The sequence below is a fragment of the Pseudomonas iridis genome (assembly GCF_017980685.1).
GTDB lineage: Bacteria > Pseudomonadota > Gammaproteobacteria > Pseudomonadales > Pseudomonadaceae > Aquipseudomonas > Aquipseudomonas iridis.
Window position 1 is genome coordinate 200,759 of sequence record NZ_JACXXO010000001.1, and the last position, 23,185, is coordinate 223,943.

Consider the following 23,185-nt stretch of genomic DNA (forward strand, 5'->3'; position numbering starts at 1 on the left):
TCAAAAGATCGCAGCCTTCGGCAGCTCCTACATGGGGTCGCGGATCGATTTGCGTGATTGTTTGTCAGGTCGATGACAAATCGTGTTTACCCAAGCTTTACATAGCGCTGACCGCCGCTGACCTTGATCTGCGTAATCTGAACTCATCCGGAACGTACCGGGAACGAGACAAGGAGATACACCATGCGCAAGACTCTTATCGCTCTGATGTTCGCTGCCGCTCTGCCAACCGTCGCCATGGCCATGCCGCAAGACGGCGGCCCGATGGGTGGCCCGCTCGACGGCCCACGCCACGGCGGTCAGATGCACGGCATGCACGGCAAAGGCCCGTACAGCCAACTCGACCTGTCACGCGAACAACGCGAGCAGATCCGCAAGATCATGGGCGAGCAGATGCACGAGCGTAAGCAAGTGGTCGACAAGTACCTGGAAAAACTCTCGCCGGCTGACCAGAAAGCCATGAAGGATGAGGTGGCAGCCAACCACAAGAAAGCCGAGGCCGATGTTCGCGCCGTGCTGAAACCGGATCAACAGAAGAAATTCGACGAGATCCAGAAGAAAAAAGCCGAGCGTCGCGCCGAATGGGCTGAGTTCAAGGCGTGGAAAGCGCAACAGCCGCAAAAAGCGCAATAATGTTTTAACCACAGGCCCGACGGCTAACACCGTCGGGCCTGTTCACATCTGCCCTCTGCAGGAGGTGCGGCACGCTGCGATCTTTTGATTCTGCTTTTGAAAAACAAGATCAAAAGATCGCAGCCTGCCTTAGCTCCTGCAGGGGTTACGCGTTTGATTGAGGATTTTCTGTGCGGTCATTGTTCTGGCGTATTCTCGCAAGCTTCTGGCTGGCCATCGCTCTGGTTGCAGGGCTGTCCATTCTCTTGGGGCACATGCTCAATCAGGACGCGTGGATCCTCAGTCGCCATCCGGGCCTCAACACCCTCGCGGCTGAGTGGACGCAGAGCTACGAAGCACAAGGCGAAGAAGCCGCTCAGCAGATCCTTCAACAACGCAAGCGCCAGTACCACATCGACGTTCAAGTGCTGAACGAAAGCGGAGACCCGGTCGTGCGCGGTACCTTCCCCCGTCGTGCCGCAGCCTTCGAAGCCCGCCAGAACAACGATGACCGACGCCTGCCGTGGCGGCGCCTGACCGATGAGTTCACCAGTGAAAAAACCGGTGACACCTACCTGTTCATCTACCGCATCCCACATCCCGAACTCGACTCCTGGCACCGCGAAAGCCTGCTCTGGCCATTGAGTGCGCTGGGCATTGCGCTGGTGGTACTGACCCTGTTCAGCTTGCTGGTGACTTTCTCCATCACCCGTCCGCTCAGCCGTTTGCGCGGTGCGGTACATGACCTGGGGCAGGCGACTTATCAGCAGAACAGCCTGGCCAAACTGGCCAACCGCCGCGATGAGTTCGGCGTGCTCGCCAACGACTTCAACCGCATGGGTGCGCGTCTGCAAAGCCTGATCGGCAGTCAGCGTCAGTTGTTGCGCGACGTATCCCATGAACTGCGTTCACCGCTGGCGCGGCTGCGAATTGCCCTGGCGCTGGCAGAGCGCGCCAACCCTGAAGAACGCGAAAAACTCTGGCCACGACTGACCCGCGAATGCGATCGCCTGGAAGCGCTGATCAGTGAAATTCTGGTGCTGGCGCGGGTCGATGCCGACAACGCCAGCGCTGAAGACGTGGATGTGAATACGCTGCTGAGCGCCCTGCAAAAAGATGCGCAGTTGGCGTCGCCGGAACAGACCGTACGATTGGATATCGAGCCGCAGCTGAGTCTGAAGGGCTGGCCGACCATGATCGAGCGCGCCGTGGACAATCTGCTACGCAATGCGCAGCGCTTCAATCCCCAGGGTCAGGCGATTGAAATGCAGGCCTCGCGGCAGGGTGAGCGGATAGTCATCAGTGTTCGCGATCATGGCCCGGGGGTTCAGGCCGAACACCTGAGTCAGTTGGGCGAGCCGTTTTATCGGGCGCCGGGGCAGACAGCGGCGGGCCATGGTCTGGGCCTGGCGATTGCCCGACGTGCGGCGGAGCGGCATGGTGGAAGTTTGATGCTGGCGAATCATCCTGACGGCGGGTTTGTTGCCAGTCTGGAATTGCCGCTGGTGCCGGGGGCAGTCGTCCAACTCTAAGAGCCACCCTCATCGGAACGCCGCCCAGCCCTCTCCCGGAGGGAGAGGGGGCCGACCGAGTTATCTGGCGCTATACATCGACCTGAAATACCGAGTCGATTATGGATTCAGCAAAGATCGCTCACGTCGGCGTATCTCGTGAGCATCCCCCAATCAGTCCCCTCTCCCTCCAGGAGAGGGTTAGGGTGAGGGGCTTTTGATCTTCAGGCCTTACCAGGCCAAGCGCTGACAAACTCCGCCAGATCGACCTTCTCCGCCACTCGCGGCTCTTTCTGCGGTGTGCCGAGGTACAGGAACGCAATCACCTCCTCGCCCTCCTCCAGCCCCAAGCCTTTCGCGACATGCTGCGAATAAGCCAGATCCCCGGTACGCCAAACCGCACCAATCCCCTGCGCATACGCCGCCAGCAAAATCCCGTGGGCGGCACACCCGGCGGCCAGCAACTGCTCGGCCTTCGGGTACTTGACGTGTTCCTGCAGTTTCGCGATCACCACAACCACCAGCGGTGCACGCAGCGGGCCATTGCGCGCCTTGTCGATCATGGCTTCAGTGATTTCGCCTTCCTGCTTCTGCGCAGCTTCAGCCAACAGTTCGCCCATCTGCTCGCGCGCAGCGCCTTCGACGGTCAAAAAACGATACGGCTGCAAGTGCCCGTGATCCGGCGCGCGCAACGCGGCGGCAAACAGGGCTTCGCGCTGCTGCGCCGTAGGGGCCGGTTCGACCAGTCGTGGAACGGAAACACGGTTGAGCAAAGCGTCGAGAGCCTGCATCGGCCACCTCCTGAAAAAAATATGCGGCTATTCTAGCGGTATCTGCCAAAAGGATGCCGGTTTACATGCCCTGCCCCACGGGTAGAATGGCGCCCTTCCCCTATCAGCCCGAGCAGACTTCATGGCGTTGCCGACCTTACGGATCATTGGTTTCATCATCGGCATCTTCCTGATCACTCTGGCAATTGCCATGGTCGTGCCGATGGCCACCCTGGTGATTTTCGACCGCACCGGCGATCTGCCGTCGTTCCTCTGGGCGAGTATGATCACCTTCGTTGCCGGCCTCGCACTGGTGATTCCGGGCCGCCCGGAACACATTCACCTGCGCCCGCGTGACATGTACCTGCTGACCGTCAGCAGTTGGCTGGTGGTGTGTATTTTCGCCGCGCTGCCGTTCCTGCTGACTCAGCACATCAGCTACACCGACTCGTTTTTTGAAAGCATGTCCGGCATTACCGCGACCGGCGCGACCGTGCTTAACGGCCTCGACAGCATGTCCCCCGGGATTCTGATGTGGCGTTCACTGCTGCACTGGATTGGCGGCATCGGCTTTATCGGCATGGCGGTGGCGATTCTGCCGCTGCTGCGAATTGGTGGCATGCGCCTGTTCCAGACCGAATCGTCGGATCGCTCGGAAAAGGTCATGCCCCGCTCACATATGGTGGCGCGGCTGATCGTGGGGGCGTATGTCGGCATCACCATCCTCGGCAGCCTGGCGTTCTGGTGGGCCGGGATGAGCCTGTTCGACGCGATCAATCATGCGATGTCGGCTATTTCCACGGGCGGATTCTCGACCTCCGACCAGTCCCTGGCCAAGTGGACGCAACCGGCGGTGCACTGGGTGGCGATCGTCATCATGATTCTCGGCAGCCTGCCGTTCACCCTGTACGTGGCGACGATGCGCGGTAATCGCCGCGCGTTGATCAAGGATCAGCAGGTGCAGGGCATGCTGGCGATGTTGCTGGTGACCTGGCTGGTGCTCGGCACCTGGTACTGGTGGACGACCCAACTGCATTGGCTGGATGCGCTGCGCCATGTGGCGCTGAACGTGACGTCAGTGCTGACCACCACCGGTTTTGCCCTAGGCGACTACAGCCTGTGGGGCAACTTCTCGTTGATGTTGTTCTTCTATCTGGGTTTTGTCGGCGGCTGCTCCGGGTCGACGGCAGGCGGGATCAAGATCTTCCGCTTCCAGGTGGCCTACATCCTGCTCAAGGCCAACCTTAATCAGCTGATTCACCCCCGTGCAGTGATCAAGCAGAAGTACAACGGTCACCGGCTCGACGAAGAGATCGTGCGTTCGATTCTGACGTTTTCGTTTTTCTTCGCCATCACCATCTGCGTGATCGCCCTGCTCCTGTCGCTGCTGGGCGTGGACTGGATGACCGCGCTGACCGGCGCCGCCAGCACCGTGTCCGGCGTCGGCCCGGGCCTTGGCGAGACCATCGGCCCAGCGGGCAACTTCGCCACCCTGCCGGATGCCGCGAAGTGGATCCTTTCGTTCGGCATGCTGCTCGGCCGACTGGAAATCATTACGGTGTTTGTACTGTGTATACCGGCCTTTTGGCGTCACTGACGGCGTTGAGCGCCTTGGCCAACCGCGCCCGGTAATCACCGGGCGTGCTGTCGAACCAGCGGCGGAAGGCACGAAAAAAGTTGCTCGGATCGGCAAAACCCAACAGATAGGCGATTTCCAGCAGGGTCATGCTCGGCTGCGCCAGGTACTGTTCGGCCAGTTCGCGGCGAGTGTCATCGAGCAACTGCTGAAAACTCGTGCCCTCCTCCTGCAGCCTGCGTTGCAACGTGCGTTGCGAGAGGTGCAGAGTCTGCGCCACCGCATCGCGCTTGGGCTCGCCCTGAGGCAATAACCGACAAAGCACCTGTCGCGCCTTGTGGGTCACACGGCTTTCGGAAAACCGCGCCAGGTACTCTCCCGCAAAGCGATCGTGCAACAGCGCCATGGCCTCGTTGGCGGTGGGCAGCGGCGCCTCCATGTCAGCGCGTTCGAAGATCAGCGCATCGTAAGGCGCGCTGAACACCAGCGGCGCATGGAAAGCGTGTTTGTAGGGTTGCAGATCAGCCGGCTCATCGCCCTGCAGCAACACTTTGACCGGATGCAGCGTGCGCCCGCTCAGCCAGCCGCACAGGGCGAGCGCACAGGCCAGCGACGCTTCGGCGCTTTGCCGGGTGGGCGGCAGGTGATCGCCGTGCACCGTCAGAATCAGCGCGTAACCTTCATCCAGCAGACGAAAACTCAGGTCAGCGCTTTCGGCAATGATTCGTTGATAGCGCACCAGCCGTTGAAAGCCTTCGACCAGGGTATTACTGGACATCAGCGCGTAACCGGCGACATGAAACGAGGCCGGGCGCACCACTTTGCCCATGTTCAGACCGATGGCCGGATTGCCGGACACCTCCACCGCCCGTTGCCAGAGCCGGGTCATGGAGTCTTGCGGGAAACGCGCATCCGGATCATCCAGAGCCGAGTAATCCAGCCCCAGTTGCTTGAACAGAACCCGGCAATCCAGGCCGTCCATCTCCAATGCTTTGACAATCCCCATCGCCCAGCTTGCAGAAGTCGTTCGTTCGCTCATGGCGTTTTTCTTTTGCATGGCGGGTCGCCTGTTGCGGCCCGATTTGCGAAGGATACTAAAGTGGCGCCAATTGTCACTGGCCCACCCCCATGATCACTCTAGACTCAAATAGGCTACCCGCAGCACAACTCGTCGCCAGAACAATAACCACAGAGATCGCAGTCGTGGAAAACATCAAGCATTTCAAAAGCTTCGCCGAGTTCTATCCGTATTACCTCAGCGAGCACAACAACAGCACCTGCCGTCGCCTGCATTTCATTGGCACGACCTTGGTTATTTTCATTCTCGCGCTGACCATCGCCAAAGGCGCCTGGCTGCTGTTATTGGCCCTGCCGCTGGCGGGCTACAGCTTCGCGTGGGCCGGACATTTCTTCTTTGAAAAGAACCGGCCGGCGACATTCCAGCATCCGCTCTACAGCCTGCTTGGCGACTTCGTCATGTACCGCGACATGATTCTGGGTCGCGTGGCGTTCTGAAAACAAGCAACTACGAGGATTGCCGATGACCGTCAGTGCCCGCTTCACTCATATGCAGAATGGCACCCAGGAAGACTGGGCGATCATCGCCGCAGACTTCAGCGCCTATGCCAAGCAGTTGCCATCACGCATCATCACCCACCTGAAATTGCTCGAAGGCGATTTCGGCGGATTCCCCGTGGATCGCCTGACCCACTCGCTGCAAACCGCCACCCGCGCCTTTCGCGATGGCCGTGACGAGGAATATGTGGTGTGCGCCCTGCTGCACGACATTGGCGATACGTTGGGCTCGTACAACCATCCGGACATTGCGGCGGCGATTCTCAAGCCGTTCGTCAGTGCCGAAAACCTGTGGATGGTCGAGAAACACGGGGTGTTTCAGGGTTACTACTTCTTTCATCATCTGGGGATGGATCGGCATCTGCGCGAGCAGTTCAAGGAGCACCCGCAGTTTCAGGCAACCGCCGAGTTTTGCGCCAGATACGATGCAGCGGCGTTTGACCCGGAGTACGACACGCTGCCGTTGAGCTTCTTTGAGCCGATGATGGAGCGCTTGTTTGCCCAGCCGAAGAATTCGATCTACAAAGCGGCGATGGAAGAACACACCCCGGCTTGAGAACACCACAACTAAAAATGTGGGAGCGAGCCTGCTCGCGAATGCGGAGTGTCAGGCAGTAAAGCTTTGCCTGATGTATTGCATTCGCGAGCTGGCTCGCTCCCACAGGGTTCTCTTTCGCTCAGGCGGGTTCGGCAACCTTGGCAGCCTTGAGTTCGGCCTCACGCGCCTGCGCATCCGCCAGGCGATACAACTCGATCGTGCCGTCCCAATGCTCGATCAGCGCCGTGCACGACTCCACCCAATCGCCGCAGTTAAGGTAATCCACGTCGCCGACCTTGCGGATTTCGGCATGGTGAATGTGCCCGCACACCACACCGTGCAATTCGCGCTTCACACATTCATGGGCGATGGCTTCTTCGAAGTCACTGATGAAGCTTACCGCCGTCTTCACCTTGTGCTTGAGGTACGCCGACAACGACCAGTAACCGTAGCCATATCGCGCGCGCCAGTGGTTGAGCCAGCGGTTGAGCGTCAGGGTAAATTCGTAGGCCGAGTCGCCGAGAAAGGCCAGCCAGCGGTGATAGCGGGTGATCACATCAAACTGGTCACCGTGTATCACCAGCAAATGGCGCCCGTCAGCCGTGACGTGCACGGCCTCGTCGACCAACTGGATATTGCCCAGAATCAGCTTCGAGTAACGCCGCAGGAATTCATCGTGGTTGCCGGTGACGTAGATCACTTCGGTGCCGCGCTTGCTCATGGTCAGCAAGCGGCGGATCACGTTGGTGTGTGCCTGCGGCCAATACATGCCACCGCGCAGTTTCCAGCCGTCGATAATGTCACCGACCAGGTAAATCCTGTCGGTGTGGTAGCCCTTGAGAAATTGCGACAAATGCTCGGCCTGGCAATCCCGCGTGCCCAAGTGCACGTCGGAAATCCACAAGGTTCGCACCCGTTGTTTGCGGCTGGGTTTGGCGAGCTCGGCGCTGGTCATGGGCAACCCTCTGGATGTTTTCGCCAGCTTGCGCGCGCCCGGTTAATCGTCCATGACAGCCGCGAGTCAGTCCTGTGACAACGCACTCGGGAGGCGCCGGTGTAGACTTTCGGTCACTTCGGAGACGACCTGCCATGCGACCGATCCTCACCCTGCGTCATTACTCTCACGACCTGATCGTCCACAGCCACGACCACGCGCAACTGGTGTTCGGCTTGTCCGGCGCGCTGGATTTCGAGGTCGAGGGCTGTGGCAGTCAGGTGCGTCAGCAGAGTTTCGTGGTCATTCCAGCCGACGCCCACCACGCCTGCGGCAGTCCGCAAGGCAGTCGTTGTCTGGTCATGGACATCCCTGACGAGCAATGGCTGCTCGATTCACTGGGCGAGCACGCCGAAGCCAGCCGCCGCCTACTCGACAAGACCGCCCGGTTGTCGCTGGATTCAGGACAAAGCCAGTTGGTCAGTTGGCTGGCGAACAGCCCGGTTGGCGATCCGCTGATTGCGCAGCAAGGCGCGGTATTGCTGCTGGCCAGCCTGAATCATGCGCAACCTGTCGAACTCACCGCCCGGCGCTTGCCTTACGCGGCGCTGGATGCGCACATCGAGCAGCATGCTGCTTATCCGCTGCAAGTCGCTGATCTGGCGCGAATCGCAGGATTATCCAGTGCACGCCTGCACGCGCGCTGCATGGCTGAATGCGGGCAGACGCCGATGGACTACATCCGCAGTCGGCGCCTGCACAAGGCTGTGACCCTGCTGCGTGAGACCGTTCTGCCGATTGGCGAAATCGCCAGTCGGGTCGGCTACAGCTCGCAAAGTGCATTTGCGGCAGCGGTGCTGCGCGAGTTTGGCGCCTCGCCGGGTCAATTGCGGCGCGAGGCTGGCGACAAAGGACAATAGTTTGCCGACAGATTTATGGGCTGCGACACGTTTCAATAGGTCTGTGAATCTGAGTTTGAATTAAGGACTGCAATGACTCCGCGTACCGCCCTCGGCGCCCTGCATATTGGCGCTCTGATGTTTGGCCTGACCGGCGTGTTCGGCAAACTCGCCGCCGCGTCCCCTGCCGTGATTGTCTTTGGACGTGCCGCTTTCGCCGTCATCGCGCTGGCATTTTTTGCCCGATTCGCCAGCCAGCACGGTTGGCAAAAACTCCAGGCCGTGGATTGGCGGCGTCTGCTGCTCAGCGGTGTATTGCTGGCCGGGCACTGGGTGAGTTTTTTCATTTCGGTGAAGGTCGCGGGTGTAGCCATCGCGACGCTTGGCTTTGCCAGTTTTCCGGCGTTCACGGTGATTCTCGAAGGGCTGATCTTTCGCGAGCGCATCCGTGCCAATGAAATTCTGCTGGTGGTGCTGGTGAGTATCGGTCTGGTGCTGGTGACCCCGGCGTTCGATCTTGGCAGCGGTGCAACCATAGGTTTGCTTTGGTCGGTGTTGTCCGGGCTGCTGTTTTCCCTGTTGTCGCTGACCAACCGCGCCAGCTCCGGGCGAATCCCGGCGGTGCAGGCAGCGCTCTGTCAAAACGTCGTGGTGGCTTTGTGTCTGTTGCCGGTGGCGGCGCCGCAACTGAGCGAAGTGCGCGCGTTGGACTGGTTGTGGATCGCCCTGCTCGGCGTGTTCTGCACCGGCGTCGCCCACAGTCTGTTCGTTGCCAGTCTGGCAGTGATCAAGGCGCGCACCGCTGCTGTGGTGTTCGCCATGGAACCGGTTTACGGCATCACGATCGCCTGGTTGCTGTTCGATGAGAACCCGACGTTACGCATGCTGCTCGGCGGTGCGCTGATCATCGTCGCCATCGTGGTGTCGGCGCGAATGTCAGGCAGTGCCGACAAAAAAACCGTCGCCGCCGAAGCCGCGTCTCACTGAGTGCGGTCGTTGTGGCCGAGGTCGCGATCAGGATCGATCTGGTCGCGTACCCGCTGCTTCAACACCTTGGCCTCCGGGAAACCGCCATCAGCCTTGCGCTCCCAGATCTGCACGCCATCACAAGTGATGTGAAACACCCCGCCCGTGCCCGGCACCAGCGCCACTTTGCCGAGGTCGTCGCCGAAGGTGCTGAGCAGTTCCTGCGCCAGCCACGCCGCGCGCAGCAGCCACTGGCATTGGGTGCAATAAGTGATGACAACTTCTGCTTTTGCGACAGTCATGTTCAATGAAACTCCGGAGACAGAGGGCGCCGCTATAATACCCGGCTTTATCGCTTGCCCCGAGACTCACAATGCGCCGTCTGCTGTTCTGCCTGCTGCTTGGTTTTCTTCCTTTGTTCGTGCTTGCCAGCGAAGCGCCGCGACCGAAAGTCGGCCTTGTGCTGTCCGGTGGGGCCGCTCGTGGTCTGGCGCACATCGGCGTACTCAAGGCGCTGGAAGAGCAAGGCGTCAAGATCGATGCGATTGCCGGCACCAGCATGGGTGCGGTGGTTGGCGGCTTGTATGCCTCGGGCTACAAGATCGACGAACTGGAAAAGCTCGCCCTGGAAATCGACTGGCAGCAGGCGCTGTCCGACGCGCCGCCCCGGGAAGACGTGCCGTTCCGGCGCAAACAGGATGACCGCGACTTTCTGGTGAAGCAAAAACTCAGCTTTCGCGACGACGGCAGTCTCGGCCTGCCACTGGGCGTGATTCAGGGGCAGAATCTGGCGCTGTTGCTCGAAAGCTTGTTGGCGCACACCAGCGACACCCGGGATTTCGACAAGTTACCGATCCCCTTCCGCGCCGTGGCCACCGACATCGCCAATGGCGAAAAAGTGGTATTCCGCAAGGGCCATCTGCCCCAGGTGATTCGCGCCAGCATGTCGATTCCGGCGGTGTTCGCGCCGGTCGAACTCGACGGCCGCCTGTTGGTGGACGGCGGCATGACCGACAACATTCCGCTGGATGTCGCGCGGCAAATGGGCGTCGACATCGCCATCGTGGTCGACATCGGTACGCCGCTGCGCGGTCGCAAGCAACTGAACACTGTGGTCGATGTGCTCAACCAGTCGATCACCCTGATGACCCGGCGCAACTCTGAAGAACAACTGGCCGCGCTGAAAGCCACTGACGTGTTGATCCAACCGTCGCTGGCAAGCTTCGGCGTGACTGATTTCGGCCGCGCCCAGGAAATGATCGATGCGGGTTATCGCGCAACCCGAATCCTTGATGCGCGCCTCGCCAGTCTCAAGCCTGCCGAGTCCCAGGACGCCGAACTCAACGCCGCCCGAGCGCCGGGTCAACGTACGCCGATCATCACCGCGATCAAGGTCGAGAACGATTCGAAAGTCGACGACGACGTGATCCGCTACTACATTCGCCAACACATCGGCGAACCGCTGGATCTGGGTCGATTGCATTCGGACATGGGCACCTTGTACGGCCTCGACTACTTCGAACAGGTGCAGTACCGCGTGGCGCACAAGGGGCAGGATCACACCCTGGTAATCAGTGCCCGCGGCAAACGCAGTGGCACCGATTACCTGAGGGTCGGCCTGAACCTGTCAGACGACATGCGCGGCAGCAGTGCTTTCAACCTCGGTGCCAGTTACCGCAAAAACGGCATCAATCGTCTCGGCGCGGAATGGTTGACGCGTGTGCAGATTGGCGACACACAAGAGCTGTACAGCGAGTTCTATCAGCCGCTGGACGTTGGCTCACGCTACTTCATCGCGCCATCGGTGGTGTTCGAGGCGCAAAACGTCGATGCGGTGCTCGACAATGATCCGGTCGCCCAGTACCGCGTCGAGCGTTACGGCATGGCCTTGAATGTCGGCCGGCAAATCGGCAACAACGGCGAAGTGCGCTTCGGCGTCGGTGAGGCCTGGGGCAAGGCCGATGTGCGCATTGGCGATCAGGACCTGCCCAGCGAGAATTTCAACGAAGGCTTCTATTCGCTGAAGTATTCCTACGACTCACTGGACAACGTCTACTACCCCCACGAGGGCAAAGACGTCAGCCTGACAATCCTGCAATTCGAACCGAGCCTGGGCTCGGATACGCGTTATCGACAGTGGGAGTTCAAATTCGACAAAGCCATGAGCCGCGGACCGGACACATTGATTCTGGGCGGGCGCTATGGCCGTACCCTCGACGACACCAGTGTGGTGACATCCAGCTTCCTGCTCGGTGGCGCGCGCCAGCTGTCGGGCTTTCGCGAGGATTCGATCTCCGGGCAGAACGTCAGTCTGATGCGGGCGGTGTATTACCGCCGGCTGACACCGCGCTCGTATCTGCCGCTGGACTTCCCGCTGTACGCCGGCGGATCGCTGGAGCGTGGGCGAGCGTGGAACAACGACAACGAATTCGACAGTGGTTACATCAATGCGGCGAGTGTGTTTATTGGCTTCGATACGCCGCTGGGGCCGTTGAATTTCAGTTATGGGCTCAATGATGCGAACGAGCAGGCGGTGTATTTGAATCTGGGGCAGACGTTCTGATCAAGGTTCAGGATTGAGGGTGCCTGGCCGGCCGCCATCGCGGGCAAGCCCGCTCCCACAGGTTGAGCGTCGTTCACTGCATTTTTGTTCGGCATCGATACTTGTGGGAGCGGGCTTGCCCGCGATGGCGTCATCAAGATCGCCGCAACAGTGACTGAAGCTCTCGAATTATCGGATCCCGGCCAAAAGGGTTCTGGCGGTTTGCTTCAAAGGCTCGTCCCCGTCCTTGAGCAACTCATTGAGCAGCGCAATCGCGCTGTCGATGTCGCCGTCATCGATGCAGGTCTGCGCCTGTTCGAGCTTCTCCGCCCCCGCCTCGTCTGGCGCTGACATCTGTAAATCCAATGGTTCCAGTGCCAGCGAGGGCAGCGGATCGGAAAACGCTTCAAGAAAGTCATCGTCCAGCGGCTGCGCCTCAGGCTCCGGGATCCATTCAAGCTCCGCGTCTTCACTGGTCGCGGTCTCTGGCAGGTCAAAGTCCTGCGGCAACACTTTCAGGCTGGAAGCGAAGCTGGAGTCGTCTGTTGCTGACTGAGCCAGTGCCGGGCGGCTGTCCTCCAGATCCCAATTGGAGTTCACCGACAACTCATCCAGATTCAACTCGAAATTGTCCTCAGGCAACGCAGGCCCGGCGACTACGACGGGAGCAATGCCAATGGCCGATGGCGTGACTGCCGCCAACGGCGCAGTGCCCAACAGCTTCGGATGCCGAGCGCGGATATCCAGCAAGGCTTGTGCAGCAACACCCTGTTCACGCAAATGACTTTCCTGCTGTTCAAACGCTGCGCTATCGCCCTGACGCCCTAGCACTTCGAGTAGCTGCAAACCAAGATCGGTGCGCTCCGGCTCTTTGTGCAGCGCGTCGCGCAACAGTCCGGCGGCTTCGCCGAGGCGCCCATAGGCCAGGTAAATCCCCACGGCTTCCAGCACATCACCCGCCGTCGGCTCTTCACGAGGATCGGCCGAGGCGTGAGCCATGACCGGTTCAGTCACCCCCTGTGAGGAACCGGCGTCATCCCCATCGGGCTCGTTGCTCAACGGTAATAACGGCAAAGGTGCATCGCCCTGCTGCTGTTGCTGGCGTCGACGGAGCACGAGCAACCCGGCCAATGTCACCAGCAACAGCAAGCCACCGAGTAATGGCCAGTTCAAACCGTCCTCTGCGGGCTCGATTGGCGCAGCGGCAGCTGTCGGTGTTGGTGTCGGTGTTGGTGCCGGTGTCACTACTGGCGCTGGCGGTGCCTTTTGCTGCTCGATCAAGCGTGCTTGCAGATCACTGACCTGTTTCCTGCCGTCGGCAATCTGCACATCCTGCGCCTGCAGTTTGGCGTTCAGCTCATCAAGGGACTTTTGCAACTGCTGGTTCTGCAACACGCTGGCTGCCAGTTGTTCGGCCAGTGCATCGTTGGCCTGCGCTGTTGTGGATGAAGGCGCGGCCGGCATGGCGCGTTTGCCCTGGGCCGCCAGTGGTGGCGCGGTCACGGGCTCGACAGTGGGAAATGCTGAGGATTGCGCGCGCGGGTCCGGCTCATCGGTAGCCGGCACGATACCCGGTGATCCCGGCGGATCGATCAGCACCGTGTATTCGCGCAGCAAGCGGCCATTGGGCTGATTGAGCTGCACCAGGAAATTCAGAAAGGGTTCGTTGACCGGTTTGCTGGAGGTCACCCGAATCATCTGGCGATTGCCATGCAGGATCGGCGTGAACTTGAGGTCGTTGAGGAAAAACACCCGCTCGACCCCGGCACGGCCGAACTCTTCTGCCGTGGCCAGGCTCACTGACAGATCGTTCTGCGTCAGTGTCCCGACATCGATCAGCGCAATATCGGCCTTGAACGGCTGATTGAGGGCTGAATGAATCGTGATCTCGCCAAGCCCCAAAGCCATCGACAAGGTCGAATAGCCGAGTGCGCCAGCGACCAATAATCCCTTGGCGTAAACGCGCAGTACCGTGTGCCAACTTGCGAGCATGAGCATCCCTTAAATAAGCAAAACCGACTTCTTATGCGTTCGCACATCCGGTACGAACACGATATTGCCTAGTAGTTCTTATAGTCTGCTCAGTGCGATCTCTCAAAAAACGGGTGCGCGGTTATGCCTCAAGATTTTTCCAGGTTGGCCAGAATGTGACCGTGAACACGCATGCACACCTTTAAATCCGCCTCGTCGACACCGTCGAACAATTCGTGGCGCAGTTGGGTAGCAATGGTTTCGATTTGTTCGATCAACGGCAGGGCCGGTGCACACAGGACAATTTTTTTCGCCCGGCGGTCTTCAACCACCGACTGGCGTTGCACCAGCCCTTGGCTTTCCAGACTATCGAGCAAGCGCGCGAGGGTGGGGCCTTCGACGCCAACGCTTTGCGCCAGCTCTCGCTGTGTCGGCGCTTCCTCGAAACGCGCCAGATGCAGCAGCACCAGCCAGCGCGCCTGGGACAGGCCAAGGCCGGCCAGACGCCGGTCCAGCTCGGCACGCCAGCCGCGGGACATCTGGGCCAGTTGCATGCCAAAGCGGTGTTGATCGGTTAACGGCATAAAACACTCATGGTTAGACGGATGTAATAGAGAAAAACTAATTATTAGTCAGCTAAGCATGAGCTGCAGCTATAGGCAAGTGTCGGCCTGTACTGAATCGTTACATCTTGAAAAGCCCCTCACCCTGACCCTCTCCCAAAGGGAGAGGGGACTGATTGGGGGATGCTGGAGAAATCCATCGATCTGAAAGGTCTTTACCGAATCCATTATCGACTCAGGCCTTCAGGTCGATGTAACCCGCAAGACACCTCGGTAGGCCCCCTCTCCCTCTGGGAGAGGGCTGGGCGGGCGGCGTTCCGATGAGGAGCTCTGAGGGACTAGGGCCCGAATTACATTTCAAACTCGGATTGCAGCGCAGCCCGCACGCAATAAAGGACGCCTTCAGGAACGCGACCTGCGAACAGTTCGGCGATTTCGGCGACCGGCGGCAATTCACCCTCGCCATCAAGAAACGCGTCCTGCACCTCGCCCATCAGCTCTTCAGGCAAGTCCAGGGCCTGCTCCAGTGAGAGTTGTTGCTTGCCGATCGCCTCGGCGAGCATGGTGTAGACGTTCTTTTCCGAGCACTGCAACTGCCCGGCAATCTGCATCGGGGTCATGCCCGCGCGGGCCAGGGTGATGAGCTCGTGACGCACATCGGCCACCACCTTCGGCGCCTCGACCTCGCCGCCGAGCACTTCGAGGAAAGCATCGCCGTAGCGCTCCAGCTTGCGCGCACCGACGCCGCTGACCCGGGCCATTTCCGCCAACGAAGTTGGCTGGCTGCGCAGCATTTCCAGAAGTGTCGAATCCGGGAAGATGACATACGGCGGCACGCCGTGTTCTTCGGCCAGTTTGCGTCGCAACGCACGCAGGGCTTCCCACTGCTCGCGCTCTTCGCCGCGCACCAATTGGCTGGCCTGGCTCTTGCTGCCGCTCTTGGCGGTGACCTGTGGTTTGAGGTCGCGGCGCAGTTCCAGTGTCACTTCGCCCTTGAGCAGTGGCCGGCAGGTATCGTTCAAACGCAAGCCGCCATAACCTTCGTGGTCGACATCGGCCAGTCCACGCGCAACCAATTGACGGAACAGCGAGCGCCATTCACTTTCGCTCAGTGCCTTGCCAACGCCGAACACCGACAGATGCTGATGACCGAAACTGCGAACCTTTTCGTTGTCCTTGCCCAGCAGCACATCGACCAGATGGCCGACGCCGTAACGCTGACCGGTGCGAAAGATTGCCGACAACCCCTGACGCGCAGGCTCGGTGGCGTCCCAGGTCTGCACACCGTCGACGCAGTTGTCGCAATGGCCGCAAGGTTCGGCCATCTGCTCATCGAAATACGCCAGCAGCGTCTGACGACGGCAACGAGTCTCTTCGCAGAGCGACAGCATCGCGTCGAGCTTGTGTTGCTCCAGACGCTTGTGACGCTCGTCGCCTTCAGAGTTTTGCAGCATCTGCTTTAGCATCACCACGTCTTGCAGACCGTAGGCCATCCACGCATCCGCCGGCAGACCGTCACGACCACCGCGTCCGGTTTCTTGGTAATACGCTTCGAGTGATTTCGGCAGATCGAGGTGGGCAACAAAACGCACGTTGGGCTTGTCGATGCCCATGCCGAACGCCACGGTGGCGACCATGATCAGGCCTTCCTCGTTGAGGAAACGCTTTTGGTTGAAGGCGCGTAGCTCGTTGGGCAGACCGGCGTGATACGGCAGCGCCGGGAAGCCTTGATCGCTCAGGAATGCCGCGACTTCTTCAACCTTCTTGCGCGACAGGCAATAGACAATGCCGGCATCGCTGCGCCGCTCGGCAAGAAACGCCAGCAACTGCTTGCGCGGCTGCTCCTTGGGCACGATGCGGTAGAAAATGTTCGGTCGGTCGAAGCTCGACAGGAAGCGCTCGGCGTTCTGCAGATGCAGGCGTTCGACGATTTCTTCGCGGGTACGCTTGTCGGCGGTGGCCGTCAGCGCGATGCGCGGCACAGTCGGGAACAACTCGGCCAGTTGCCCGAGTTGCAGATACTCGCGACGGAAGTCATGACCCCACTGCGACACACAGTGCGCTTCGTCGATGGCGAACAGCGCAATGTCGAGACTTTGCAGGAAGGACAACATGCGTGGCTGCACCAGACGCTCGGGCGCCAGATAGAGCATCTTCACTTCACCGCGCTTGATCCGCGTTGCCAGATCACGCTGCTGTTCGGCACTCAACGTGGAGTTCAGCGCGGCGGCCGCCACGCCCAGCTCTTCGAGAGTGGCAACCTGGTCATCCATCAGTGCGATCAACGGCGATACCACCACTGCCAGGCCATCGCGTAACAGCGCCGGAACCTGGAAGCACAGGGACTTGCCGCCACCGGTAGGCATCAATACCAGCGCGTCACCGCCACTGGCCACGCGCTCAATGATTGCACCCTGGCGGCCACGGAAACTGTCGTAGCCGAAGATGTCCTTGAGGACGCGTTGTGCCTGTTCGAGCATAAAAACTCCAAAAATCTACCGATACATCCCTGCTCAGGCTGGTTCAGAACAGCCAGGGCCGTTTAAACAAAACGTAAGAACGCATTGCACGACAACCGCAATGCGGGCAGGGATCGCAAAACGCGGCAGTATACCCGAGGCCTCCCCTGCACAGGGTGCCGCTGATAAGACACTGATAAACCTGCCACACATAAATCCCCTGTGGGAGCGAGCCTGCTCGCGAATACGGTGGGTCAGCCGATATAAAAGTGCCTGATACGCCGCATTCGCGAGCAGGCTCGCTCCCACAGGGTCAAGATACAGCCGGACAATCGCGGCAAATCTGCCACGCGGCTGGCTTGAGCGCGCAAGAAGGCCTAGAATTCCCGCATTATTGATTCCCCAAGGTAGCAACGTAATGTCCTTCGCTGAGCAACTGACCCGCCTGCAAGTCTTCCTCGACGCCGACGAGCTGCACGACGAGGCGCTGGATTACGTGGCCGCCCACGGTTACCTGACCGCGCTGTCGATCTGCTCCGAAGAAGTGTCAGAGCGTGAATGGATCGACGCCCTGTTCGCCGAAGAGCCGCATTACAGCGACGAAGCACAGCGTGCCGAGATCGAAGCCACCCTGATCGGCCTCAAGGCGCACATCGCCCGTCAACTGGCGTCCGATGAAGAATTCGAACTGCCGTGCGAGCTGGATCTGGGCGAAGACCCGGACGATTCGGAATTGCGCGGCTGGTGCATTGGCTTCATGGAAGGCGTGTTCCTGCGTGAAGCTGCCTGGTTCGAAACCGCCGAAGAAGAAGTCAGCGAAATGCTCCTGCCGATCATGGTCGGTTCGGGTCTGTTCGACGAACAACCCGAGTTCGAAGACATCGCTCAAGACGCCAATCTGATGGACGACATGATTGTGCAGATCCCGGAAGCCCTGACTGCGCTGTACCTGCTGTGCCAGGCGCCCGACGAAAAACCGGCGATCCTCAAGCCACGTCACCACTAAGACCCGGCCTATGGACAACCCCATAGGCAACCGCCCCCTGATGTTGCGCTACTTCCTGCTGGCCATCGGCTGGCTCAGCGTGGCATTGGGGGTGATCGGTATCTTCCTGCCCGTCCTGCCCACCACCCCTTTCCTTCTGCTCGCCGCCGCCTGCTTCGCGCGCAGTTCTCCGCGTTTCTATCAATGGCTGGTCGAGCATCCACGGCTCGGGCCATGGATCCGCGATTACCTTGATGGCAACGGCATTCCGCTCAAGGGCAAGGTCTACGCGATCGGGCTGATGTGGGCGAGCATTCTGCTCTCCTGCTATCTGGTGCCACTGCCGTGGGCGCAGGGGTTCATGTTGACCAGCGCGGTATTGGTGACGGTTTACATTTTGCGGCAGAAAACCCTGCACAAGCCTTGAGTCGTCGGTAAATGCTTGGCTAAAAACAGCGTCCCGTTGATACCGTTCATCTGAAAGCCTTGTGCACCTGTCAGATCTGACAGGTGCGCATTCTGCCGTTTAGCCGTTCAATCACTCCGTCATCTTCCTCAGCGGAGTCCTCGCCATGTCCAGCCCCATCGAACCTATGCTCCTTGAGGAACTCGGCATCCCCGGTCGCAGCAAAGACCCGGTGTCGACGGATCCCGATGTCTGGGGCATCAACATCGCCGCCGCGCTGGGCAACTTTCCGTTTCACGGCCTGCTCTGCGAGGCGGGGCCTTGGGGCAACATGGCGGAAGGCGACGAGTTGACGGTCGCTTGGGGCACCGGGCAGAACGTCTGGGTGGAAACCGTCAACAAGGAAGAAGTCAACACGCGACTGCGCATGTTCGTGCCTCCCCGGCACATGGTCGATGGCCAGTTTACGGTGTCCTATTCCGTCAAGCAGCTGGGCGCCAGCAAGCCTGAACCGTCCGAAGTCACGCAGGTGGTGGTCAAGCTGTCGCGCCCTGCCGGCCATGATGACAACGGTGACGGCGGGCATTCCAGGCTGATCATGATCATTCCCCAGGAGATTGTTGACGGCGGCATCGACAAGGAAAACGTGGCCGATGGCGTGGAGATCAGCATTGGCAAGGCCGATGGCACACCACCCTATCCCTACGCCGCAGCGGGCGATATTTGTCGCTTGAGTTGGGGCGGGATCTTCGTGCTCAGTGAGCCGTTGACCCAGGAACAGGCGGAAGGCAAGGCCCCGATCACCATCACCATCACGGAAGCGATCATTCGCGAGGCCGGCGATGCAGAGTCTCCCGGCGTGGCCGTGGTGTTCGAGGTGTACGACAAGGTCTTCAACCGTTCCGAGGACTGGAGCCCCGAGCAGCGTATAGAGGTGGCGGTGGATGCGACCCGGCTGATCGCGCCGTTGCTCAAGGAAACGCTGAACAACGTGCTGGACGTCGACAAACTGGGCGACGCCGATGGCACCGTGCAAGTTGTTGCCATGGATACGAGCAAGTTCAAAGTCGGAGACAAGGTATTCATCAGGATCAAGGGCACCCCCGTCGAAGGACCGCCGATTGATTGGGAACCGTCAGCAGGCGTGGAGTTGAAAAGTGTGCCGAGCGTTATGGAAACCAAGGCCCCCAACGCCGTGCTGCGCCAGTTGGCCAAGTCCCCGATCACCTTGTCTTTCCGCCTGGAAAAAGCCGACGGCTCCGCCGATCTGAAATCCAAAAACCAATTCATCCGCGTCATTGGCGAAGTCCAGCGGTTGGCCGCGCCGGAAGTGCTGGACGAGGACTCCGGAGCGCTGGACCCGACACTGCCCCAAATCCGTCTCGAGATCCCCTTCGACATATCCTTTGTCGAAGGCCAGGTCCTTCAGCCGGCCATGCTCGGTACCACGCCCGGCCTCAAACCGTACCTGCCTGAGCTGCCAGCGCGCCCCATCACCCACAACGACATCGTCGCGGCCAAACCACTGTTGTACAACATCGACGGCAAACACCTGGCCCCGGTCGACGGTGGCACGGCGGAGTTCTACTACCAACTACTGATTCCGAGCGCAGTGCTCACCACGCTGGACCCGTTCGAAGCCACCCGCGCCATTCGCGAGTCGATCCACACCGACATCCTGCGCATCGGCGAACCACGCCAGGAACTGCCGAAACCGGTCGTGGCCGGCGTGGTGGACGGCGTCCTGCCCGCCGACACCGCCGGCACCACCGCGACGATGATCTACAAAGAAACGGTCTCCGGCGATGATATTTTCATATCATGGTTCGGCTCGATCACCGGCGAATATTCCGACTCGATCAAGCTGAACGAATTTACCGCCGGCAAGGAAGTGCCGTTCACCATCCCGGCTGCGATGATCAAGGGCAATGAAGGCGGCACGGTCGAGGTCAAGAACGAGATCAAACGCGCGGCGGGCGGGACGAGTTATTCGGATACGTTGACGTTCAGTGTCGGCGTGGCGCTGGAAAATCCATTGCCTTTGCCGCAAATGCCACTCGCCAACGGTACGGGCGCGAGTGTGACGCTGGCACCTCTGGACGCTCAGAGCGGAGCCAAGGTCATCGTGGCCTACACGGGCATGAACGATAAACAAAACATCAAACTGACCATGACGGGCACGCCCGGCGCAGGCTCGCCGGAAATCCCCGCCAAACAAGGCGTCGCCAGTGGCAGCATCGAGTTTCTGATTCCTGCCGAAGCCATTGCGGCCAACATCGGCAATGCGACCAAAACCTTCACACTCAAATACGAAGTCAAGGCAGGCCAGACCATTCCATCCTTGCCCCTGACCGTCAACGTCACGCCATTGCCTGCGGCGCAAATGGACAAAATCAGCATCAAGCAAGCCGATGGTACGGAGCTGGATCTGTCGAAGGTGCCCACTGGCGCCACCATCGTCGCTGGCGCTTGGCCGTATATGGCCGTCAATCATCGGGTCAAACTGGAAATCAAAGGAACGAAAACCGACGGCGAAGAACTCAATCACGTGCTATGGATGTGGCCGTCATCGTTCGTCAACCAGAACTGGGCCACGACCGGTTCCTATGAACACCCACTGGCTTACAACCTCCTCAAGGACCTGGCCAATGACAGCACGCTGGAACTGCATTTTAAGGCCGCGTTGACCTTGAGCCGTGTGGAGGAAGAGGCGATTTTAGCGCCGGTGAAGGCATACACGATCAAGGCGACATTGGATTTGCAGCCACCGGCTCTTGTGGCTCCGGCCGAAGACCCGATTGATGTCTTGGCCTACCCGGAGGGTGTGGCGGTGCGCATTGAATTCCTTGATGCACGGAGCGACGACCGGGCACGGCTAGAGGAAGTCAATCCGCCAGTAGGTTCGCCGCAGTTTCCGTTGGTGGAGTTCAACAGCGATAAACAGGTGGATACGGTGTTGAGCCCCGCATTTCTCGCCGCGCGGCATGGAAAGGAGATCGAGCTGCTCTGGAATTTGCACCGCAACGGTGGGCAGGCTGGCAAGTCGCCCATCACACGAATGAGTGTGCTGAAGATTGCGGATGGGGATCCACGGTTGCCGACACCGAACATTGACGGCAATACGAGTTCAGAGCTGAATGTTCAAGGACTCGCAACGGATGCGCGGATTCTCGCGGCGAAATGGCCGGTGTTCGAGCCCGGGCAACCGATCTGGGTCAAGTGTGCAGGCTTTGACAAGAATGGTGACCCCGTCAGCATAGATGTCAGGTCGGGAGAGCCTAATGATTCAATGGATGGCTTGTCGGTGGAGGCGCCGGTTGAGTGGTTGAAAGAACTCAAACACGGGACTGAGCTGAAGATAACGTGCGCGGTTATCCTGGATGGGTCTGCTGTCAAAGCTAACGCGGTGACCTTTCCGCTACGTTCCTACGGCATAAAAGACATTTCACCTGTATATGAAAACTTTGATGGCACGCCTAATCAATGGATAAAAGTTCACCAAAGCATCGAACTCCCGACCATGACCATTACCTTTCTTTCAGGTGGCGGATATATAGGGATTTATTCCTCTATGTCCCGCCCGGAAATCCCCGGCAAACGTAGCAGGCAATTACTGCATCTTGGCTATCCCGATGGCTCATTATTAAAGTCACATAGATGCAAAATTGATCTCAAATCAGAATATTCAACAGTCAGTTTTTGGCAAAGCTGGACAAAAACCAATGACATTACGGCTTTTTTTTACAATACAGCGGGTCAACTGTTGGGAGAAAGACTATTTACTCAATCGCTTGAAGACGCCCATCTTGTAGAATTCACTTCAAACGGAATAAGCAGGATTGAAATAGAATGCAGATCAAACGATTGGATCGCGCTCGATCACTTTTCACTCATCGCCTGATCTGCGCAATGACAGGGTTTCCAGTAATTTGTAATTTGGCGACGGCTTTATCTAACCAGTGATTTAAACAGCAGGGCTTGATCGGGATTTTTCTGCTGACCGGGATGGCCCTTTCGCGAGCAAGCTCGCTCCCACAGGGAAACGCATTCCAAATGTGGGAGCGAGCTTGCTCGCGAAGGGGCCATAAAATCCGGCGCGATTCTTTGATTTAAACGAAGGTGTTTAAAAGACACTTGCAGACACGCCTTCCAGGCTACAAATTCTTGCGCCATTGCCTACAGCTAAGCCAGAATCCGCCGGCTTGTGCGCCTTGGGCCGGATCTCTATCGTGGATCGGTCGCTGACGAATCAGCGATCGGGTTTAGCGACTCGAACTCAAGTCAAAGGTGCATCAGCGTTCCAGGCTTCGTTGCGGATCTGTATGTTCGCGATTTCGTCATGGTGGCTGTATGCGGGAGACCTTCGGGTCTGCCGGGTGCCTTTGACCGGTTCGCTAACCTGCGTACAGCCGCCACCCTCCTGTTTAGCGACCGGTTGTAGCGGCTCCACTTCAAAGGAGCTTCACCATGATCAAACCAACACCCAACCCACCCGAAACCGACCCCACCTCCCCCTACGAATCCCTCAATTCAAAAAAACTCCACGACGCCGCCGACCGCGCCCTCGATCACTACCTCTGCCCACCCGGCTCCACCCCACCCCCACGCAAAACCCGCCGGATGTACGCCGTTACCGCAGACTTCAAAAATGAAGAACTGCTGGCCGACGCCAGTGAAACACTGGCCTCCGCCAGAACCATCGCCCATGACTTCGCCCACCTCATCCCCGCATCGCAGCGCAGGACGCTGCTGGGGATCGCGCAACTGATCATGCTCGGCGAACTGGCGGTGAATCGGGTGATGGATAATCTGCAGTTGCCGCAGTAGCTAGGATCTGTGACAAGCCTTGAATGAGGTGCTGTAGCTGCCGACGCCTTC

General features: G+C 59.3%; 19 protein-coding genes. 12 read left to right on the plus strand and 7 right to left on the minus strand.

Going from position 1 to position 23,185, the window contains the following annotated elements:
- Window positions 1–183 precede the first annotated feature (183 nt).
- The gene (locus IEQ42_RS00965) at window positions 184–633 is read left to right on the plus strand and encodes a Spy/CpxP family protein refolding chaperone (RefSeq protein ID WP_047300241.1); all 450 of its coding nucleotides are present in this window, start codon (window positions 184–186) and stop codon (window positions 631–633) included.
- A 170-nt stretch (window positions 634–803) separates the two neighbouring features.
- Window positions 804–2,144: a sensor histidine kinase gene (locus IEQ42_RS00970; RefSeq protein WP_210702272.1), complete on the plus strand. Its 1,341-nt coding sequence runs from the start codon at window positions 804–806 to the stop codon at window positions 2,142–2,144.
- A 203-nt stretch (window positions 2,145–2,347) separates the two neighbouring features.
- On the opposite strand, the gene IEQ42_RS00975 is transcribed toward IEQ42_RS00970, so the two are convergent.
- The gene (locus IEQ42_RS00975; protein ID WP_210702273.1) at window positions 2,348–2,914 is read right to left on the minus strand and encodes a nitroreductase family protein; all 567 of its coding nucleotides are present in this window, start codon (window positions 2,912–2,914) and stop codon (window positions 2,348–2,350) included.
- A 121-nt stretch (window positions 2,915–3,035) separates the two neighbouring features.
- On the opposite strand from IEQ42_RS00975, the gene IEQ42_RS00980 reads away from it, so the two are divergent.
- Window positions 3,036–4,490 carry a TrkH family potassium uptake protein gene (locus IEQ42_RS00980; protein ID WP_042558162.1) on the plus strand — a complete coding sequence of 485 codons (1,455 nt, stop codon included), beginning with the start codon at window positions 3,036–3,038 and terminating at the stop codon, window positions 4,488–4,490.
- Here IEQ42_RS00980 and IEQ42_RS00985 read toward each other — a convergent pair.
- Window positions 4,447–5,508, minus strand: a complete 1,062-nt coding sequence (locus tag IEQ42_RS00985) for an AraC family transcriptional regulator (protein WP_210702274.1) — start codon at window positions 5,506–5,508, stop codon at window positions 4,447–4,449. The genes IEQ42_RS00980 and IEQ42_RS00985 overlap by 44 nt on opposite strands.
- Window positions 5,509–5,672: 164 nt before the next feature.
- On the opposite strand from IEQ42_RS00985, the gene IEQ42_RS00990 reads away from it, so the two are divergent.
- Both IEQ42_RS00990 and IEQ42_RS00995 read left to right on the plus strand, forming a co-directional pair.
- Window positions 5,673–5,984: an Mpo1-like protein gene (locus tag IEQ42_RS00990; RefSeq protein WP_047300239.1), complete on the plus strand. Its 312-nt coding sequence runs from the start codon at window positions 5,673–5,675 to the stop codon at window positions 5,982–5,984.
- Window positions 5,985–6,009: 25 nt separating this feature from the next.
- Entirely contained in the window at window positions 6,010–6,600 is a 591-nt protein-coding gene (locus IEQ42_RS00995) for an HD domain-containing protein (RefSeq protein ID WP_210702275.1), read from the plus strand.
- 121 nt (window positions 6,601–6,721) lie between these two features.
- Here the strand turns inward: IEQ42_RS00995 and IEQ42_RS01000 are convergent, their stop codons facing one another.
- The gene (locus IEQ42_RS01000; protein WP_047300237.1) at window positions 6,722–7,537 is read right to left on the minus strand and encodes a UDP-2,3-diacylglucosamine diphosphatase; all 816 of its coding nucleotides are present in this window, start codon (window positions 7,535–7,537) and stop codon (window positions 6,722–6,724) included.
- A gap of 134 nt (window positions 7,538–7,671) precedes the next feature.
- Here IEQ42_RS01000 and IEQ42_RS01005 point away from each other — a divergent pair, with 134 nt between their 5' ends.
- Together IEQ42_RS01005 and IEQ42_RS01010 are read left to right on the plus strand one after the other, a co-directional pair.
- Window positions 7,672–8,436: an AraC family transcriptional regulator gene (locus IEQ42_RS01005; RefSeq protein ID WP_210702276.1), complete on the plus strand. Its 765-nt coding sequence runs from the start codon at window positions 7,672–7,674 to the stop codon at window positions 8,434–8,436.
- 72 nt (window positions 8,437–8,508) lie between these two features.
- Window positions 8,509–9,402 (plus strand): DMT family transporter, encoded by an 894-nt coding sequence (locus tag IEQ42_RS01010; protein WP_210702277.1) that lies wholly within the window; start codon window positions 8,509–8,511, stop codon window positions 9,400–9,402.
- Here the strand turns inward: IEQ42_RS01010 and IEQ42_RS01015 are convergent.
- The gene (locus IEQ42_RS01015) at window positions 9,396–9,683 is read right to left on the minus strand and encodes an Rdx family protein (protein WP_210702278.1); all 288 of its coding nucleotides are present in this window, start codon (window positions 9,681–9,683) and stop codon (window positions 9,396–9,398) included. The genes IEQ42_RS01010 and IEQ42_RS01015 overlap by 7 nt on opposite strands.
- 71 nt (window positions 9,684–9,754) lie before the next feature.
- Here IEQ42_RS01015 and IEQ42_RS01020 point away from each other — a divergent pair, with 71 nt between their 5' ends.
- Window positions 9,755–11,944, plus strand: a complete 2,190-nt coding sequence (locus IEQ42_RS01020) for a patatin-like phospholipase family protein (protein ID WP_210702279.1) — start codon at window positions 9,755–9,757, stop codon at window positions 11,942–11,944.
- 168 nt (window positions 11,945–12,112) lie between these two features.
- Here the strand turns inward: IEQ42_RS01020 and IEQ42_RS01025 are convergent, their stop codons facing one another.
- From IEQ42_RS01025 to recQ, 3 genes are all read right to left on the minus strand, one after another.
- Window positions 12,113–13,915, minus strand: a complete 1,803-nt coding sequence (locus IEQ42_RS01025; RefSeq protein WP_210702280.1) for a motility hub landmark protein FimV — start codon at window positions 13,913–13,915, stop codon at window positions 12,113–12,115.
- A gap of 128 nt (window positions 13,916–14,043) precedes the next feature.
- Window positions 14,044–14,478, minus strand: a complete 435-nt coding sequence (locus IEQ42_RS01030) for a MarR family transcriptional regulator (RefSeq protein WP_042558154.1) — start codon at window positions 14,476–14,478, stop codon at window positions 14,044–14,046.
- Between the two features lie 329 nt (window positions 14,479–14,807).
- The gene (recQ, locus tag IEQ42_RS01035; protein ID WP_150594308.1) at window positions 14,808–16,937 is read right to left on the minus strand and encodes a DNA helicase RecQ; all 2,130 of its coding nucleotides are present in this window, start codon (window positions 16,935–16,937) and stop codon (window positions 14,808–14,810) included.
- Window positions 16,938–17,334: 397 nt separating this feature from the next.
- Between recQ and IEQ42_RS01040 the strand changes: the two genes are divergently transcribed.
- The 4 genes from IEQ42_RS01040 (at window position 17,335) to IEQ42_RS01055 (ending at window position 23,134) form a co-directional block, all read left to right on the plus strand.
- Window positions 17,335–17,922, plus strand: coding sequence for a UPF0149 family protein (locus IEQ42_RS01040; protein ID WP_042558152.1), 588 nt, complete (start codon window positions 17,335–17,337; stop codon window positions 17,920–17,922).
- Window positions 17,923–17,932: 10 nt separating this feature from the next.
- The gene (locus IEQ42_RS01045; RefSeq protein ID WP_210702281.1) at window positions 17,933–18,328 is read left to right on the plus strand and encodes a YbaN family protein; all 396 of its coding nucleotides are present in this window, start codon (window positions 17,933–17,935) and stop codon (window positions 18,326–18,328) included.
- A gap of 145 nt (window positions 18,329–18,473) precedes the next feature.
- Window positions 18,474–22,208: a hypothetical protein gene (locus tag IEQ42_RS01050; RefSeq protein WP_210702282.1), complete on the plus strand. Its 3,735-nt coding sequence runs from the start codon at window positions 18,474–18,476 to the stop codon at window positions 22,206–22,208.
- A 566-nt stretch (window positions 22,209–22,774) separates the two neighbouring features.
- A complete protein-coding gene (locus IEQ42_RS01055; RefSeq protein WP_210702283.1) occupies window positions 22,775–23,134 on the plus strand; it encodes a DUF6124 family protein in 360 nt (119 codons plus the stop codon).
- The last annotated feature ends 51 nt before the right edge of the window (window positions 23,135–23,185 follow it).